10 protein-coding genes and 1 tRNA gene are annotated in these 17,147 nt (G+C 39.4%); 6 read left to right on the plus strand and 5 right to left on the minus strand.

Features of this window, described 5'->3' with window-relative positions; all coding sequences use genetic code 11:
- Position 1: 1 nt before the first annotated feature.
- Genes DC498_RS05850 through DC498_RS05860 form a run of 3 tightly spaced genes read right to left on the minus strand, consistent with a single transcriptional unit; the run spans position 2 to position 2,216 of the window.
- A complete protein-coding gene (locus tag DC498_RS05850; RefSeq protein WP_116873202.1) occupies positions 2 to 595 on the minus strand; it encodes an HAD family hydrolase in 594 nt (197 codons plus the stop codon).
- Positions 592 to 1,323: an SDR family oxidoreductase gene (locus tag DC498_RS05855; RefSeq protein WP_116873203.1), complete on the minus strand. Its 732-nt coding sequence runs from the start codon at positions 1,321 to 1,323 to the stop codon at positions 592 to 594. Before DC498_RS05855 ends, DC498_RS05850 begins: the two co-directional genes overlap by 4 nt.
- Before the next feature lie 8 nt (positions 1,324 to 1,331).
- Positions 1,332 to 2,216 carry a decaprenyl-phosphate phosphoribosyltransferase gene (locus tag DC498_RS05860; protein WP_116873204.1) on the minus strand — a complete coding sequence of 295 codons (885 nt, stop codon included), beginning with the start codon at positions 2,214 to 2,216 and terminating at the stop codon, positions 1,332 to 1,334.
- Positions 2,217 to 2,426: 210 nt separating this feature from the next.
- On the opposite strand from DC498_RS05860, the gene DC498_RS05865 reads away from it, so the two are divergent.
- The 5 genes from DC498_RS05865 to DC498_RS05885 all read left to right on the plus strand — a co-directional run bounded on the left by DC498_RS05865 (position 2,427) and on the right by DC498_RS05885 (position 9,507).
- Positions 2,427 to 4,037 carry a hypothetical protein gene (locus tag DC498_RS05865; RefSeq protein WP_116873205.1) on the plus strand — a complete coding sequence of 537 codons (1,611 nt, stop codon included), beginning with the start codon at positions 2,427 to 2,429 and terminating at the stop codon, positions 4,035 to 4,037.
- 328 nt (positions 4,038 to 4,365) lie between these two features.
- A complete protein-coding gene (locus DC498_RS05870) occupies positions 4,366 to 5,037 on the plus strand; it encodes a hypothetical protein (protein WP_116873206.1) in 672 nt (223 codons plus the stop codon).
- A gap of 233 nt (positions 5,038 to 5,270) precedes the next feature.
- Positions 5,271 to 5,344: transfer RNA gene (locus tag DC498_RS05875), tRNA-Met, on the plus strand.
- A 148-nt stretch (positions 5,345 to 5,492) separates the two neighbouring features.
- A complete protein-coding gene (locus tag DC498_RS05880) occupies positions 5,493 to 6,791 on the plus strand; it encodes an aminotransferase class V-fold PLP-dependent enzyme (RefSeq protein ID WP_116873207.1) in 1,299 nt (432 codons plus the stop codon).
- Positions 6,792 to 7,041: 250 nt separating this feature from the next.
- On the plus strand, positions 7,042 to 9,507 hold the full coding sequence (locus tag DC498_RS05885; protein WP_206197534.1) for a TonB-dependent receptor: 2,466 nt from the start codon (positions 7,042 to 7,044) through the stop codon (positions 9,505 to 9,507).
- Positions 9,508 to 9,745: 238 nt separating this feature from the next.
- Here the strand turns inward: DC498_RS05885 and DC498_RS05890 are convergent, their stop codons facing one another.
- Entirely contained in the window at positions 9,746 to 10,360 is a 615-nt protein-coding gene (locus tag DC498_RS05890) for a 3-keto-disaccharide hydrolase (protein WP_116873209.1), read from the minus strand.
- 672 nt (positions 10,361 to 11,032) lie between these two features.
- On the opposite strand from DC498_RS05890, the gene DC498_RS05895 reads away from it, so the two are divergent.
- The gene (locus DC498_RS05895) at positions 11,033 to 13,435 is read left to right on the plus strand and encodes a glycoside hydrolase family 95 protein (protein WP_116873210.1); all 2,403 of its coding nucleotides are present in this window, start codon (positions 11,033 to 11,035) and stop codon (positions 13,433 to 13,435) included.
- A 152-nt stretch (positions 13,436 to 13,587) separates the two neighbouring features.
- Here the strand turns inward: DC498_RS05895 and smc are convergent, their stop codons facing one another.
- Positions 13,588 to 17,109, minus strand: coding sequence for a chromosome segregation protein SMC (gene smc, locus DC498_RS05900; RefSeq protein ID WP_116873211.1), 3,522 nt, complete (start codon positions 17,107 to 17,109; stop codon positions 13,588 to 13,590).
- Positions 17,110 to 17,147: the final 38 nt, after the last annotated feature.

The following is a 17,147-nucleotide window of genomic DNA, read 5'->3' on the forward strand; positions in this document are numbered from 1 at the left end:
ATCAGCGAAAAGGCTTATAATATGCAGAGGTGGCAAGCGCTAACATGGGCTTGTCACCTTTTGTATCTCCAAAGCAAAATATTTCTTCATATGCAGACAGATCGAATGTTTCTTTAATTCTTTTTACTTTTTCAGTACCGTAGCAATTTTCGCCATGTATTTTCCCGGTAATATGCCCGTGTTTTACCTCAAGTAATGTTGCAATGCATTGCAGATTATTTTTCCTGCACCACGGTGCTATCCAGTTTTCAGGTGACGCAGATACGATTACTACTGGAATATTATTCTCTTTAAATTCATTGATTTTTTTTATTGCTGCCGGTCTGATCAATTGGGGAATGATTTTTTCGGCAAATACATCGCATTGTTGCTGAAATAAATCTATGGGTGTATGCTCAAAGAAGTGAGTCAAAAATTGTTCTTTAACAAACTGATTGGAGATAAGTTTAAGTTTCATGGCGGCAATCCAGGGAGATAGTTTTAAAAATCCGGTATACAATCCGGTTCTTCCTTTGTAGTATTTTACTATTTCCAGAAGTGTATCCTTGGTTGTAAGGGTTCCGTCAAAATCAAAAAATGCGATTGCCTTTTTCAAAGTGTTTTCTTTTTAAAAATAGTTTCAGGAATGCATTTAATGATAAACATGATCCATTTCCAGAACCACTTAATATAGATTATATCTTTCCGTTTAATAATCGCATTATAAGTGTATGTTGCTACATCCTCCGGTGTTGCGGTAAGTAGTTTGGGAAGCTTAAGATGCTCTGTCATTTTTGTGTATACAAATCCAGGTAAAACAGAAACTACATGCACATTGTCTTTATATAGTTTATTTCTCAGCCCCGACAGGTAAGCGGTAAACCCCGCTTTCGCGCTTCCATAAATATAATTGTTTTGCCTTCCTCTTTCCCCTGCCACAGAACTGATACCAGCAATAATGCCTTCCTTTTTTGAACCAAAATCTGTTGCAATGATGTTAAGAATGCTTACTGCTCCTGTGTAATTGGTTTCAATGGTTCTGAGTGCTTCTTCCCATACAGTGATGGCAATATCATTGTCAGCCATATAACCAAACACACAGACCACTATATCAGGCGATGAAGGGAGCGATGCATAGAATTGCCGGTGCGAAGAAAAATCAGTTACATCAAAAGCGTGTGCAGTACAATTGCGCTGAAAACGTATTTTCAAATCAGAAACCAGTGCCGAAATTTCCTCAGGCTTGCGGCATGCTAGCTGAATATCATATTCTTTTTCTGCGAATTTACGGGCAATAGCTTTGCCCATATCAGATGTGGCACCAAGTATAAGTACAACAGGCATTGCTTTCTTTAATTAAAAAAAGGAATTTTTTTTGCATAAATAAGAAAATAAAAGCTAATCATCCATAACAGAATAGAGATTTGTATAAACCTATCCTTATATAAAATCTTGGTTGGAGATCCTGAATCAGCATGCACATATATTATTTGCAGGTAACGCATAATGCCCGCCATTACAAACAGGGCGGTTATATATAGTCTTTCAGTATGATGGCGTTTAATAACACCTTCAGATACAGTAAACATGAAATAGGAAACAATCATCACAGCAGATACGAGGGCCAGCATTGTATTTAAAAAATCTATCGTGTATCCTTTCACTACCTTGCGCATATCTACTCCCGAAGAAAGCTTTATTAAAACATCGTCTCTTCTTTTACCGATAGCCATGAACAAAGCAAGCAGGAATACCATAATATTCATCCAGATGGTTACATCAACATGTGCTAATGCGCCTCCGGACCGGATACGTAATGAAAATCCTATAGCTATAATAAATATGTCCAGAATAGGAATGTTTTTCAGCCCAAATGAATACGCTAAATTCAGAACAAAATATATAGATAATAAAATAAAAAAACGGTTATTGGTAAAATATGCAATAGCAAAGCCGGCTATAATAAGTATACCGCAAATGATCAGTGCAACAGCCGGCGAAGCTTTGCCCGAAGCAAGAGGCCGGTTTCTTTTTTCAGGATGTTTTCGGTCATCTTCTCTATCGCCATAGTCATTTATTATATAAATGCTGCTTGCAATAAAGCAAAACGCGATGAATCCAATAAAAACATTTATGATTTTTGATGTGTCAAATATATCTCCTGAGAAAAAAAGAGGTACGTATAAAAAAAGATTTTTTGCCCAATCTTTTGGTCTCAATAGTTTTAAGTATATCACTGGGTAGCTTATTAGTGATTATAAAAGAAAAAAGTGATAATAAAAAGATTTTGATATTTATCACTCTGATTCAATAACGTACCAATTGAATACGTTAGTATTATTAGTAAAGATAAGATATAGATAATGCATTAAGAAGGTTTTTGATCAGGGTTCTTATGAATTTATGCTTCTAATCTATATTTTTACAAATTAACCGAGTTTATGCACATGAAAAGACCCTTAGCAATTCTGGAGATAATCATTATAATGGCGTTTGCTATAGTTCCCCTTTTATTTACACTGCCTTACAGGGTAAATATTTTTCTTTCCTGGGAAGGAGCATACCGCATAAGTAACGGGCAAATTCCCTTTCGCGATTTTGGTATTCCTTTGGGCGGTATGTACTGGGCTGTTCCGGCCCTATTTTTTAAAATATTTGGCAGCCAAATGATAACATTGGTAAAAGCCCAGGTATTTATCAATATTATTTCCGGTTTGGCGTTTCGTTCAATTTTAAAAACTTTGCAGGTTAATGAAGGGGTAAGGTTTGCATCTGTGCTGCTATACTGTATATCCTTTTCATTTATTAATTTTTGGCCATGGTATAATCACTCGGTAATAGTATATGCTTTTATTGCCCTCGCGTTTACCATTAAAGCAATAATGATTGAGAAAAACAGGCAAAAGCAATTATTTTCGCTTTTGGCGGCTGTATTTACATTTTTTTCTTTTTTCACTAAGCAGGATGGTGGCGGATTGATTTTTTTGATATGCAGCATATTGCTTTTGTATAGTGTTTGGTTTGAGAAAAAATGGCAATATTTTTTATTGTATGTTGGCGGCACCGCTGTTTTCATATCTGCAGCAGTACTTTATTTTTCCCGGTACGATTTTTCTTATTGGTTTAACCATGGGCAACCCCCCCATAATGCCAGGGTTTCTGCGGGAGATATGTTAAATATCTTTTTTGGAGATTCCCAATGGTTAAAATTTTATTTTTTCATTATCCTGTTGATTGCTTTGCCGGCGCTAAAGCAGTGGAAAGATTTTATAAGAAACAAAAGAGATGTTGTTTTCCTGTTAATGACATTGGGTGTGTTATGTATGGCCGCAATTTTTCAGGTTACCAGTTATACGCCTGATAACAGTAATATTTTCTTTCACAGTTTTGCATTTGCATTTTTCTTCAGCGCGCTCCTCACAGTTTTGCCGGTTCAGGTAAATCTATTTAAAATCAGTGCAGTGTTAAGTATTGGGGTAATGCTGTGGTGGAGCCAGTTATATTGGAACTATATGCAACGTATCTTAAGAATAAATGAATCAACCGGCGCAATGGCTACGTCCGCTACCGGGGAAAATATTGTCGATATGCATAATGCAGCAATAAAAACAGCTTCAATTGCTGTTCCCCAGGGCAATTGGGTGGGAACAAATGTGAAAACATTGCATAAAATTACCGTTCCTGAGCCAACTGCAAGAGGTATAGACAGGATGCTTAATCTTGATGTTTTCAGGAATAAGAAAGATGTAAGAGTACTCAATATGTCTGAACTTACTTTTCTGGCTGCTGAAATACCATACAAACTTGAAACCGGAGATAAGTTTCCGCTTTGGTATCATCTTGGTGTAGGCATGTTTAACCGCGAAGCCAAAATGTTTGAGGATCGAATTGGTGAACAATATTATGACGTTGTTTTATTTGAATATATTAACACTTTAAATAATTTTTATCCTTTTAGAGTAAGGGATAGCCTCCAGTTGCATTATAACCGGGTTGATTCTTTCTTTGCGCCCAGGAATACTAATCAGGGTATTATTGAAGTGTACCTTAAAAAGTAAAGGAATTATTATCACATAAGGCTGTTTCTTACCGGCTGGGCCGGTATTCACATTGCACTGCGTTTTTATTTGCCGTTATAACCGCTCATCATTTTTTTACGCTTGTCGCCATTCTTTTTGTAACATTTTGGTGGTGTAAAAGTTTTATCTGAGGCGGATAAAAATATTCGGGATGGTTTTTGTTGTTTTAATATGGCAAGATTGTAGAGTAAATTAATCTAGTTATCATCGTTTACCCCGCGCTTTTTCCGTTTGTGTATTTTACATTTTCTGTGCAGGTTTTTGTATTGATTTTTAAATCCGAAGTTATTCGTATAACTAATTATTTATGAAGAATAAGTTATTAAAAGGCGCTCATCTTTCGGAGCGCAAATGCCGGGAAATACTGCAACTTTTCTGTGATGATCTTACGGCTACACAGATAGCTGAAATAAGTGGAGTAAGCCGTGTTACTGTGAATAATTATTTTAAGTTGATCAGGAATCATATAGCGTCTCATTGCCAAAAAGAGCATGCCGCCGGCATATCGTTTTATGAACAGCCTGACGCTGCGTCAACTTATAATGCCAATGACCATGCTTACTACGGTTTTTCAATAAAAAATGGGAAAATATGTACACAATGGCTTAAGGAAGTTGGTGACGAAGTGCTTAAATCAGTTATAACTCCTTCATCAGGTGAGTCTGAATATAAGTTATTGTCGTCGATGTTCGAAAATTTTGAGGCTATAGCAGATTGCAGTGCATGGAATTTACATTGGATATTGCCTGCCGGTAACAAATCCACCGGCGCTTTATCGGAAATCAATGTTTTTTGGCAGCATACAAAGGGGCGGTTGCATAAATTCAGAGGTATGAGCAAAAACACCCTTAACCTGCACATTAAAGAATGTGAATTCAGGTATAATTACAGGGACACCGAAATATTTCCGGTGCTTATGAATATTATTAATACATCTGGCAGCGCGTATAATGTGTCCAGGGAATATGATCTTGTATAGGTTAACCGAATTTTAAAATACTCCGGGAATTTCATTTTTTCATTGGCTTCAACTCATTCCTGGATCATACATTTAGTTGAAGTTCAAAGTTTTCTCATGTTTTGGTACCGGGTGGTTGTCTAGCCACCCGTTTTTATTAAAGTATGTTTTTCCTGGTCATTTTTAAAAAAGAAGTGCAAAAACCCCTATTTTTGCAGCCCCTAAATCACAGGTATGTGGTTGGGTAATAATCCGGCGAGGTAGCTCAGTTGGTTAGAGCGCAGGATTCATAACCCTGAGGTGATGGGTTCAATTCCCATCCTCGCTACTGGTAAAATCCGCAAATGCAGTTCAGTATTGTGTTTGCGGTTTTTTATTTTGATTATCTAACGTGGTATATGCCTGCATGTTGAAGATTTCGCCTGTTAGTTACTCACCTTTAAGTATATTACCATTTTAATTTTAGTTATTTTATTATGAAATCACAGCACCGGAGAAACTTTTTACAAAAGGCAGGACTTTTTACTGCTTCAGCCCTTCTTTCCACCTCAGTGCCGGCGTGGTCCAGAAATTTAAGTAAAGCAATAGCTGAAGCTGGTAATATCCCACCTGAGGAATTAGCGTCTGATGAATCATTTTGGTATTATGTGCAGCAATCATTTACATCATCACCAGCTGTAATGGATTTGAATAATGGCGGCGTATCACCTGCTCCCAAAACAGTTCAGGACGCTATGAAGCGGTATTACGATTTAAGCAATGAAGCTCCCAGCTATTATATGTGGCGGATTTTAGACCAGGGGCGTGAACCATTAAGAGCGAACCTGGCAAGGCTGGCAGGATGCAGCGCTGAAGAAATTGCAGTTAACAGGAATGCTTCCGAAGGGCTGGAAACGATTATTTTCGGATTAACCCTGAAGCCTGGTGATGAAATAGTGGCTACCCGGCAGGATTATCCCAATGTGGTAAATGCATATAAACAACGCGAAAAGCGGGATGGTATTAAAATGGTTTGGTTAAATCTTGAGCTTCCCATAGAAGATGAGGAATTTCTTGTAAAAAAATTTGTGAGCGCATTTACTTCAAAAACAAAGCTTGTTCATATAACACATATGATCAATTGGACTGGACAGGTATTACCTGTAAAAAAGATCGCTGCCGAAGCACATAAACGGGGAATTGAAGTCCTGGTTGATGGTGCGCATAGTTTTGCTCATCTTACTTTTAATATTAATGATCTTGGAGTGGATTATTTTGCTACCAGTCTGCATAAATGGTTGTATGCGCCAATAGGCAGCGGGATGCTTTATGTAAAAAAGGAGAAGATAAAGAATGTTTATCCAATGTTTGCGACAGCAGATGATCCATTGAAAGATGATATACGGAAATTTGAAACCTTAGGTACCCGGCCGTTTTATATTGAACAGGCAATAAGCAAAGCAATAGAATTTCATGAAATGATAGGGAGCGAACGTAAACAGCAGCGCCTGCACTATCTGAAAAATTATTGGATGGAAAAGGTAAAATCCCTGCCTGGCGTAAAATTGAGAACTTCATTTGACCCACGCTGGGCCTGTGCTATAGGCTGTATAAGTATTGAGGGAAAAGAACCTGTGGAACTCGGTTCCTTTTTGTTTGAAAAATATAAAATACATACCAGCAGCTTTACCTGGGAAAATATAAGTGGAGTAAGAATAACTCCAAATGTTTTTACAACTACAAAAAACCTGGATAAGCTTGTAGAGGCCATTACGGCATTCGGTCAAAAAAAATAGGGCTGGTACATAGCGTATACATGTTTAGTATAATATGCAAAGATTTATAAATGCTTAATGAAACAACATGTATTAAGGCGTCGAAATTTTTGGTGTTAGCTGTGCTAAGTATTGGAATAAGTCAACTAATTCAGGTTAGCACAGAAGGTTTTTGTATATAACCGAAAACCTGAAAGTGCAGGACGCAGGGCTCATGATTATTCGGTACTTTTACCGGTTTAATAACAACTATCAGCTTAACTAGCACCTGATGAGATATTTACTAACGATGCCTGATCATATTGCTGTATTTAAAAGAGCTATACAATATGCCTTTACCATTATTATTGTAACTGTTTGTTTTTTACAAACCTCAGCTCAAACAAAACCCGCATTTGCCATTTCCGGTAAAGTAATTGAAGCTGCACACAATACCGCGCTGGGTTTTGCAACGGTAAGCCTGTTCAAACAGGGAGACAGCATAGCAATAACTGCTGTTAATACCGCGGAAAACGGTGAGTTTTCTGTCAATGCTTCCACAGGCAGGTATTTTATAGAAATAGATTTTATTGGTTACGACTCCTACAGATCACCGCTTATACATTTATCTGCCGATCATGCAAACCATAAGCTGGGCACTATAAAATTAACCGCTTCAACAAAAACACTTGACGAAGTATTGGTGCGTGCTGAAAAAAGCAGTATGCAGCTTTCGCTCGATAAAAAAGTATTTAATGTTGGTAAAGATCTTGCCAACAGCGGGGGAACAGCAGCCGATATACTCAGTAATGTACCTTCTGTTGCGGTTGATGTAGATGGTAATGTAAGCTTAAGAGGAAGCAACAGTGTAAGGATTTTGATTGATGGAAAACCTTCAGGGCTTGTAAGTATAAAAGGCGGCAGTGGTTTGCAGCAACTGCAGGGGAGTATGGTTGATCGCATTGAGATTATTACAAATCCTTCAGCAAGGTATGAGGCGGAAGGTATGGGTGGTATCATCAACATAATTTTGAAAAAAGAAAAAAGAGATGGGTTTAACGGCTCGTTTGATGTAATTGCAGGTTATCCTGAAAACTTTGGCCTGGCAGCCAATGTTAACTATCGCCGCCGCAATCTCAATTTCTTTGTGAACTATACCGCTTCCTATCGTAACGCTCCGGGGAAAAATGATCAATACCAGGAGTTTTACCGGAACGACAGCGTGTTCATCAGTACAAAAAATATGGAGCATCACCTCAAAGGATTATATAATACTGCCCGCGCCGGGCTTGACTATTATTTTGATGATAAAAACATTTTAACCGCCGCATATACTTACCGCATCAGTAAGGGTAAAAGATTTTCTGATATTTATTATCATGATTATCTCGGAACAATAAAAGATCCCACGGCTATCACATACCGCACACAGGATGAAACAGAAACAGAACCTAACTCCGAATACTCGTTAAATTTTAAACGTATTTTCAAAAGAGAGGGACATGAATTGACTGCCGATATCCGTTATCTTGATAACTGGGAAAATTCTGACCAGTATTTCGGGCAGCATGTATATAAACCTGATGGAACATCTTCCGGTATTCCATATCTGCTGCAACGTGCGTTGAATGACGAAACTGAAAAACAGTACCTCGCTCAAATAGATTACATACAACCCTTTGGCGAAAAAGGAAAATTTGAAACCGGTATACGTACCAGCTTCAGGGATATGACCAACAACTATACGGTAACCCAGCATGAAGCAGATAATAGCTGGTTCGAAGTGCCGGGACTCACCAACAATTTTGTGTATAATGAAAATATTCATGCACTATACGCCATTGTAAGCAATAAAGTTAAAAAGTTCTCTTATCAGCTTGGCGTTCGTGGGGAGCTGACAAACGTAACTACTACATTAAAGCAAACCAACCAGGTTAACCCGAGAAAGTATGCGAATTTTTTTCCCAGTGTACATCTTACTTATGATTTGCCAAACGGGCATGCGGTGCAGTTAAGCTATAGCAGAAGGATCAGGCGCCCGCAGTATAATGATCTTAGCCCTTTTATGACGTACAGCGATAACCGAAATTATTTCAGCGGTAATCCAGACCTTAACCCTGAGTTCACACATTCCTTTGAAATAGGGCATATCAAGTATCTCAGTAAATTTTCTGTCAGCTCATCATTGTATTACCGGAATACAAAGGGTAAAATAATGACCGTTCGCCGCGTGGATGAAAATGGCAATACCGTTTCATTGCCGGAAAACCTTGCAACAGAAAATTCGTTTGGCGCAGAATTTACCGGCTCATATTCACCGTGGAACTGGTGGAAGGTTGACGGTAGCTTTAATTTCTTCCGCGCAATAACAGACGGAAGCAATCTTGATGATGAATTTAAAAGTGATACTTATAGCTGGCTGTTCCGGCTGCTGTCCAGAACAACGGTTTGGAAGAATACAGATATTCAGTTGCGCGGTAATTATGAAGCGCCGCAGCAAACACCGCAGGGTAAACGTAAATCACTTGCCACTTTGGATTTCGCTGTAAGCAAAGACATAATGAAGAACAAGGCAACACTAACATTAAATATTGTAGATGTATTTAACTCACGCAGATACCGCTCCATAATTGAAGGCTCAAATTTTTATATAATTACCAATTCACAGGGGCGGATGCGCCAGGCAAATCTTACGTTCAACTACAGGCTTCGCCAGGCAAAGAAAAAGGTTAAGGAAACATTACAGGGCGAATCATAAACCAGTGAAGTAACGCCTTAGTATAACCGAAGATTTATTGTAACCAACTGCATAGCCCTGGTTGGGCGACATTGGCGACGCTCCGTTGATCTGCATATCATTGTGCTTCTTAACCAAGCGGAGAATAGAACACGGAATAAGCAGATATTACAAAGCTACACGGAATTTTACCGGAAAATGTGCTGACAGCCCATTGCTCATAGCCGATAGCTGATGGCTGACCGCCACTTCCCTTTCCCTACTCCAAACTTCTTATTCTCACCTGCCTGAAATATATTTCCATATCCATACCACCATGTAATTGCAACCCTATTCTGCCTGCGGTTCTGCCGGGGTCATTGGTAAGCTTTGCTGTCTCCTTTCCATTCACCCAAACGGTTATATCCCTGCCCACAGCACGTACTTTCATGGTATTCCACTGGTTGGACTTATACCATGTTTTAACCTGTTCAGGCGTTGGTTTTACTACCCATGTTCTGCCGCCTGTTTCATATAAACCGCCGGCATCTTTTTCTGGATCAATCTCTGCCTGAAAACCATATACACCAACATCATCCTGCACTTTTTCAGCCCTGAAATAAAGTCCGCTATTGCCTTTTACGGCTTTGTATGATATCTCCACCTCAAAATCTCCGAATATACTGTCGGTTAATAGCATTCCATGTTTTTTTTCGTCAGCAGTACTGGTGCCAACAATAACCCCTTTCTCTACCTGCCAGTTGCCGCCTGGTAGTATATGCCACCCGGCTAAATCTTTACCGTTAAAAAGGTTGATCCATTTTTGCGCTGAAGCAAGGTTTACATTGATAATGCAGATGGCTGCAATTAAAAACAATCGTATATTATTTTTCATGAGCGGGAAGTATACACTAAATATACTTTAAAATTCATTGATCTGTATAATGGGGCGCATTTCAGGTTTTTGTTCCGGGTAAAAGTTCAATAGTTTAACAGTACTTTCAAAATATCATATTCTTTAGCTTGCGTAAGTATGTATCGTATTAATATCCAAATCTTATTATCTTAATAATATGTTGTAGCTATCAACATCTATCTTATTACTTTATAATTTTATTTTACAAACGAGAAACTAATACCGGCACAATAAGATAATAAGGTAATGTGTATGGGGTCTGTATTGTTATGAAGGTAATAAGATCAGCAACGCTCAATAGAATTACGCTCTGCCATTATTCACGATTTATGAGGCAATACCATATTATCAGCTTGCTGTTCATCTCCCGCTTGCGAAAGTCTGGATTGAACCTTGTATGAGCATTAAGCCCGATCCTTATTCCACTCCGTGGCGGAGTGAAAAATATCTGCCTGCACTCCAATAATATACGAAGCCTGCATACCCCGCGGGTATTATCCACTGCGGTTTGTCATGCTGAGGCACGAAGCATCTGCACTGCATTTGTTACAGTTTGCATATGCAGCAATCCGCAATATTTCCTTCAATCTCATGGTGCGATATATACATTATTCACCCGTATAGTGTATTTTTCCGCTTTAAAATGCCTGTATGAAACAATCTTTTTTTATAGTTTTCTGTATTTGTTTTTCCGCAACAGTTTTCGCCCAGAATAATAACCACTATAAGCTATGGTATACCCAGCCTGCTGATGCTGCTGTAAAGGATGTAGATGAAGGTTGGAAAAATGATGAAGAATGGCTGAAGGCATTGCCTGTAGGCAATGGCTCTGTTGGCGCAATGGTTTTTGGCGATGTACATAAAGAGCGTTTGCAGCTTAATGACAAAACACTGTGGAGCGGAAGCGTTGCTGATAACGATAATCCGGATGCATACAGCGCTTTGCAGGAAATAAGAAATTTATTGTTCGCGGGAAAGTATAAAGAAGCAACCGAGCTTACCAACAAAACACAAATCTGCAAAGGCAAGGGTTCCGGAAATGGAAATGGCTCAACAGTGCCTTTCGGGTGCTATCAAACATTGGGAGACCTGTGGATCGATTTCAATACAAAAGGCGATTATAAAAATTATTACCGTGACCTTAATATTATAAATGGTGTTGCTTCAGTAAAGTATGAACAAAATGGTATTCAGTTCAAACGGGAAATATTTTCAAGCTATCCTGCCCAGGCATTGATAGTTCATCTTACGGCATCAAAACCCGGGTCTGTTTCATTTACTTTGGATATGAACAGACCGGAGCGTTTTATCACTACAACAGAAAATAAAAGATTGGTAATGTCGGGAGTGATGAATAATGGTGAAGGAGGTGATGGTATGCGCTATAAGGTAATAGTAACACCAGTTATCAAAGGTGGTACGCTTAGTGCAAAGGATAATAAATTAATCATTTCAAAGAGCAATGAAGTAATGCTTGTTATTACCTCCGCAACCAATTATCGCCTGCATTATCCCGACTATACCAATAATAATTACCAGGAAGAATTAATTAAGCGCACTAACGCTGCCGTATCAACGCCATTCGCTGTATTAAAGCAAAAGCATATCAGCGATTTTTCATCGTTTATGAACAGGGTTTCGTTGCAATTGGGAAATGAGGGAGCGGATATACCTACCAATGAACTATTGCAGAAAAACAAACAAACTAAAAATGAGCCATACCTGTATGCTTTGTATTTTCAGTATGGCAGGTATTTGCTGTTATCCTCATCCCGCAAGGGAACATTACCCGCTAACCTGCAGGGCATGTGGGCAAATAAAATTCAAACGCCCTGGAACTGTGATTATCATACCGATGTAAATGTTCAGATGAATTATTGGCCGGTAGAAGTTGCCAATCTTTCTGAAAGCCACTTGCAGCTTGTATCACTTATTGAATCGTTATATGCACCAGGAAAGAAAACTTCGGATATACATTACCGTGCTAAAGGCTGGGTAATGCATCCTATTACCAATGTGTGGGGTTTCACATCGCCGGGAGAGCATCCGAGCTGGGGTTTGCATGTAGGTGCTTCCGCGTGGATGAGCCAGCATTTATGGGAGCATTATGCTTTTACTATGGATAAAGCATATCTCAAAAAAGTATTTCCTTTACTTGAGTCTGCCGCGTTGTTTTATACAGACTGGCTGGTAAAGAACCCGAAGACCGGAAAACTGGTTTCAGGCCCGGCCGCTTCACCGGAAAATAATTTTATTGCTCCTGATGGAAGCACTGCGAGTATAAGTATGGGGCCTGCGCATGATCACGAGGTGATTTATAATTTATTTACCAATACAATCCAGGCTGCAAAAGCGCTTAGTGTTAAAAATGATACAATCGCAAAAATTGAATATGCTTTACAAAATCTTCAGCCGCTCAGTATTGGCAGCGATGGAAGATTAATGGAATGGTCGGAAGAATTTAAAGAAACGGAACCAACACACAGGCATGTATCTCACCTGTTTGCACTATATCCCGGGAGCCAGGTTTCTTATTACAGCACGCCGGATCTTGCAATGGCTTCAAAAAAATCGCTTGAGGCAAGAGGAGATGGCGGTACGGGCTGGTCACTGGCAATGAAGATTGGTTTCTGGACAAGATTGCATGATGGCGACCATGCGCTTATATTACTGAATCGGTTATTGTATCCTGTAAGATCAAGCGATGTTGAAATGACGAATAGCGGTGGCACTTATGATAATTTGTTTTGTGCGCATCCGCCTTTCCAGATTGATGGAAATTTTGGCGGTACTGCCGGCATTGCCGAAATGCTGCTGCAAAGCCATGAATCTTTTATTGAGCTACTTCCGGCATTGCCTTCTTCATGGAAAAATGGTGAGGTAAAAGGCTTGCGTGCAAGAGGAGGATTTACGCTTGATATAAAATGGGAAAACGGAAAAGTGATTGCCGCATCATTACTATCTAATGCAGGTGGTGTATGTAAAGTAAAATATTTCGATAAGGAAATAGAGTTGCAAACAGAAAAGGGAAAGAGGTATGATTTGGAGATTTGAAATTTGCGTTAAAGTTTTCCAATCATTCAGGGGTTGGAAAACTTGTTACACAACATCAGGTTACAGCGAAATTTGGGTTTAGGATTTGTAGTTGAGTTTATTATTTTACACTCTCCACCATGAACCCAAAACTACAAACCCCAAACTTTACATTAATTCAATCCCCTGAAATCTACCGGCACTAATTTACTTACACCGGGTTCCTGCATGGTTACCCCGTAAATAATATCTACGGTTGACATCGTCATCTTATTATGGGTAACAATAATGAACTGAGAGTTCTCACTGAACTTACGGATCATATTGGTAAACTTGTTCACATTTGCGTCATCAAGTGGCGCATCAACCTCATCCAGTATGCAGAATGGCGCAGGCTTAATAAGATAAATTGCAAATAAGAGCGCGGTTGCAGTAAGCGTTTTTTCTCCACCGCTTAACTGTGTAATAGAAGAAGGGCGCTTACCTTTTGGTTTTGCTATAATATCAATACCGGTTTCCGCAAGGTTTTCAGGATTTTCCAGTAATACATCTGCCGTATCCTCTTCCGTAAACAATGCCTTAAACACTTTCTGGAAATTTTCTCTTACCGCATTAAATGTTTCAAGAAACTTTTGATTGGCGGTTGCTTCTACTTCCTGTATAGTTTGCAGCAGGCTGTCTTTTGCTGTAACCAGGTCATTCTTTTGTTCAAGAATAAACTCGTAACGTTTTTTCATTTCCTGGAAAGCTTCAATAGCGGTTGGGTTAACTTCACCCATATTCTCCAAACGCTTTTTCATACGCTCGCAGGCGCTTTGCAAATCTTCAAGCGGAGTATCGGTTTGCCTTGGTTCATCCAATATCGCGTCAAGATCAACCCTGAACTCCACGCTCAGGCGCTCTTTCATTCCTGCCAGTTGCAGTTTAAGATCGCTGAGTTTGTCTTTAATTTCATTCAGTAAATAATCTAACTGCTCTTTAGATTTTTGCTTTTGCTTTAATACATTTTCTTTTTCACTTAATGCATTGCGGCGATTGTAATATGCCTGATCAGCCTCATTTAATTTTTTCTCTTCCTCATCTTTATTACGCAGCATTTCAATTAATGCTTCGGATGTTGCCTGCAATGCTTCTATAGTAGTGGTAATGTTTTGTGTTGCTTCTTCTAATTGACCCTTGCTGCTTTCAATTTGTTTCTGCAGATCTGCAAGCTGCCCGCTTTTAAAATCCAGTTCCTGCTTAAGTGAGGTAACCTTGCTTTGCAACCTGGTATATTGAAGATTGCTATCGTTATATGCAGCGTTGGCAAAATTATACTCCTGCTCTGCAGAAGCGTATTCCATTTCAGATTGCTGCAGCTTTTCCTGCAGTTCATTTAGCTGTGTGTTTAATTTTTCAAGTGTTTCACGCACGTCTGAAATACTATCCTGCTTATCCTGCAACTGGTTGCGCAGGTCTTCCAGGCGTTTGCTGCCGTTTTGTTCCTGGTGTGTATAGTTCTCAATTTTGTTCTGCAGCGCAAACACCTGGTTAGTTAACTGGTTGATGATATTCTGCGTTTCGCGAATGGCGTTCTCTTTCAATTGCTGATTATAGCCAATCACTTCATTATGACGCATCTGGATGGTAGCTTTCAATTCATTTACTACTATTTCCTGCGCCATAATTTCTTCGTGCAGCTTTTCAAGATTTTTTGCACGGCCTATTTTCTTACCCTCAAACAAGCCTACGCTGCCGCCGGTAAGGGCATATTTCCCTTTTACATATTTCCCTGTTTTTTCCAGTACCACAGCGCCATTGCTGTTGCGAAGGGCGTCTTCATTTTCGGCAATAAAAACATTGCTTAACAGGTATTCAGCCAGCTTTCTGTAGCTGTCATCAACTTCTATCACATTCATTGCGCTGATAGTACCTTCGGGCTGATGATGCTGATCGCCGCTGAACTGGTTTACTTTATCCAGCAAAAAGAAATTAGCTTTCCCTTTTTTATTGCTATCCAGTAAATGCACAGCCTGCAAACCTTCTTCCAGGTTATTTACTACATAATAGTTGAGGTAAGGCTCCAGCACATTTTCTACGGCTGCCCTGTAATCTTCCTTTACATAAATAATATCAGAAAGTATGGGCGCGGTATGATTCCATGAAGGATTATTATGCAAAAACTTCACACTTTCAGGATAACCTTCCATCGAATCAATCAGGCTTTTTAATAAAGCATGCTCATTCTTCTTTGCATCAAGCTTACGGTTTTCCTCAGCCAGTTCATTTCTTAAACTTTCGAGCAAAGCCTGTGTTTGCAGTATCTGCTCTTTGGTATGCTCATGCTGTTCCTGCAATTGCAGAAGGTCCGTGCGCTTATCTTCCAGCTCAATTTCTTTTTCTTCTTTTTCTTTTTCCAGTTGACTGATCTGTGCCTGGCGCTGTTGCTGCTCTTCTTCACCCTGCACAATTGCTCTTTGTATATTTTGTATAGAAGTATCGGCAACGGCTACCTGCTTTTCTGCATCAAACTGGCTGCGCTGCAAAGCCTGGTTATCGCGGCGAATAATATCTATAGCAGAGCGTTTCTCATCAAATGAATGACGCTTTTCTTCCACCCCTTGTTTAAGGGTATCAAGTTTATCAGCAAATTCGGCTAATTTATTTTCTTCATCAACTATCTGCTCACCGGTAAAACGTATACTCTCTTCTAATCCTTTTAACTGACCTTCAGATTTTTGTAAAAAATCATTCAGGCTGTTTTGCCTTTCTGTGAGATATTGCAGGCGTTGTTCGCCAAGTCCTTTTTCATTTTCTTTGGTGCGTACATTACCAAGCAGGTCATTAAAAGCATGCTGCATTTGCTGCAATTGCTTTTCCTGCTCAATAAAGCCTGTTTTTTCCTGCTCAATGGCAGCTTCTTCCTGCGCTATGGCCGCTTCAATTTCAAAACGCTTATCTATTTCCTGCTGCTGCTGTTCGTTCAGTTCTTTGTAAGTAATGTTAAAACCTTCCAGTGCTGCCTTTGCCAGTTCAACGCTCAGCTCTTTATATTCTTTCTTTATCTCGTAATATTTCTCTGCTTTCTTTGCCTGGCTTTCAAGACTTTTTAGCTGGTTGTTAATTTCAAACAAAAGATCTTCAATACGGGCAAGGTCCTGTTCAGTAGCATCCAGCTTTAATTTGGCTTCTTTTTTTCTTGTTTTATAGATGGTGATACCGGCAGCCTGCTCCAGCATGCGACGGCGGCTGTTGTCTTTATCTTTGATGATATCATCTACCATGCCCAATTCAATGATAGCATAGCTGTCGGTGCTGACACCTGTATCGAGGAAGAGATTATGAATATCCTTCAAACGGCAGTTTACGTCATTCAGCCGATACTCACTTTCCCCGCTTTTATAAAATTTTCGCGTAACGGTAACCGTATTAAACTCGGTAGGTAACAGGTTGCGTGTATTCTCAAACGTCAGGCTCACTTCAGCCAATCCGCTGGCGCTTCTTGTTTTTGAGCCGTTAAAAACCAGGCTTTCGAGATTCTCGCTTCTCAGGTTACTGATTTTGTGCTCACCGATTACCCAGCGGATAGAATCAATGATATTACTTTTTCCGCAGCCATTGGGCCCGATAATGCCGGTAATACCTTCATCAAAGTTGATGGTTGTTTTATCCGCAAAACTTTTAAATCCTTTTATTTCTAAGCTTTTTAAACGCACGGTTTCATTTTTTTAGAGTGGGCAAAAATAACAGAATC

It is taken from the genome of Terrimonas sp., assembly GCF_003075435.1.
Taxonomy (GTDB): domain Bacteria; phylum Bacteroidota; class Bacteroidia; order Chitinophagales; family Chitinophagaceae; genus Agriterribacter.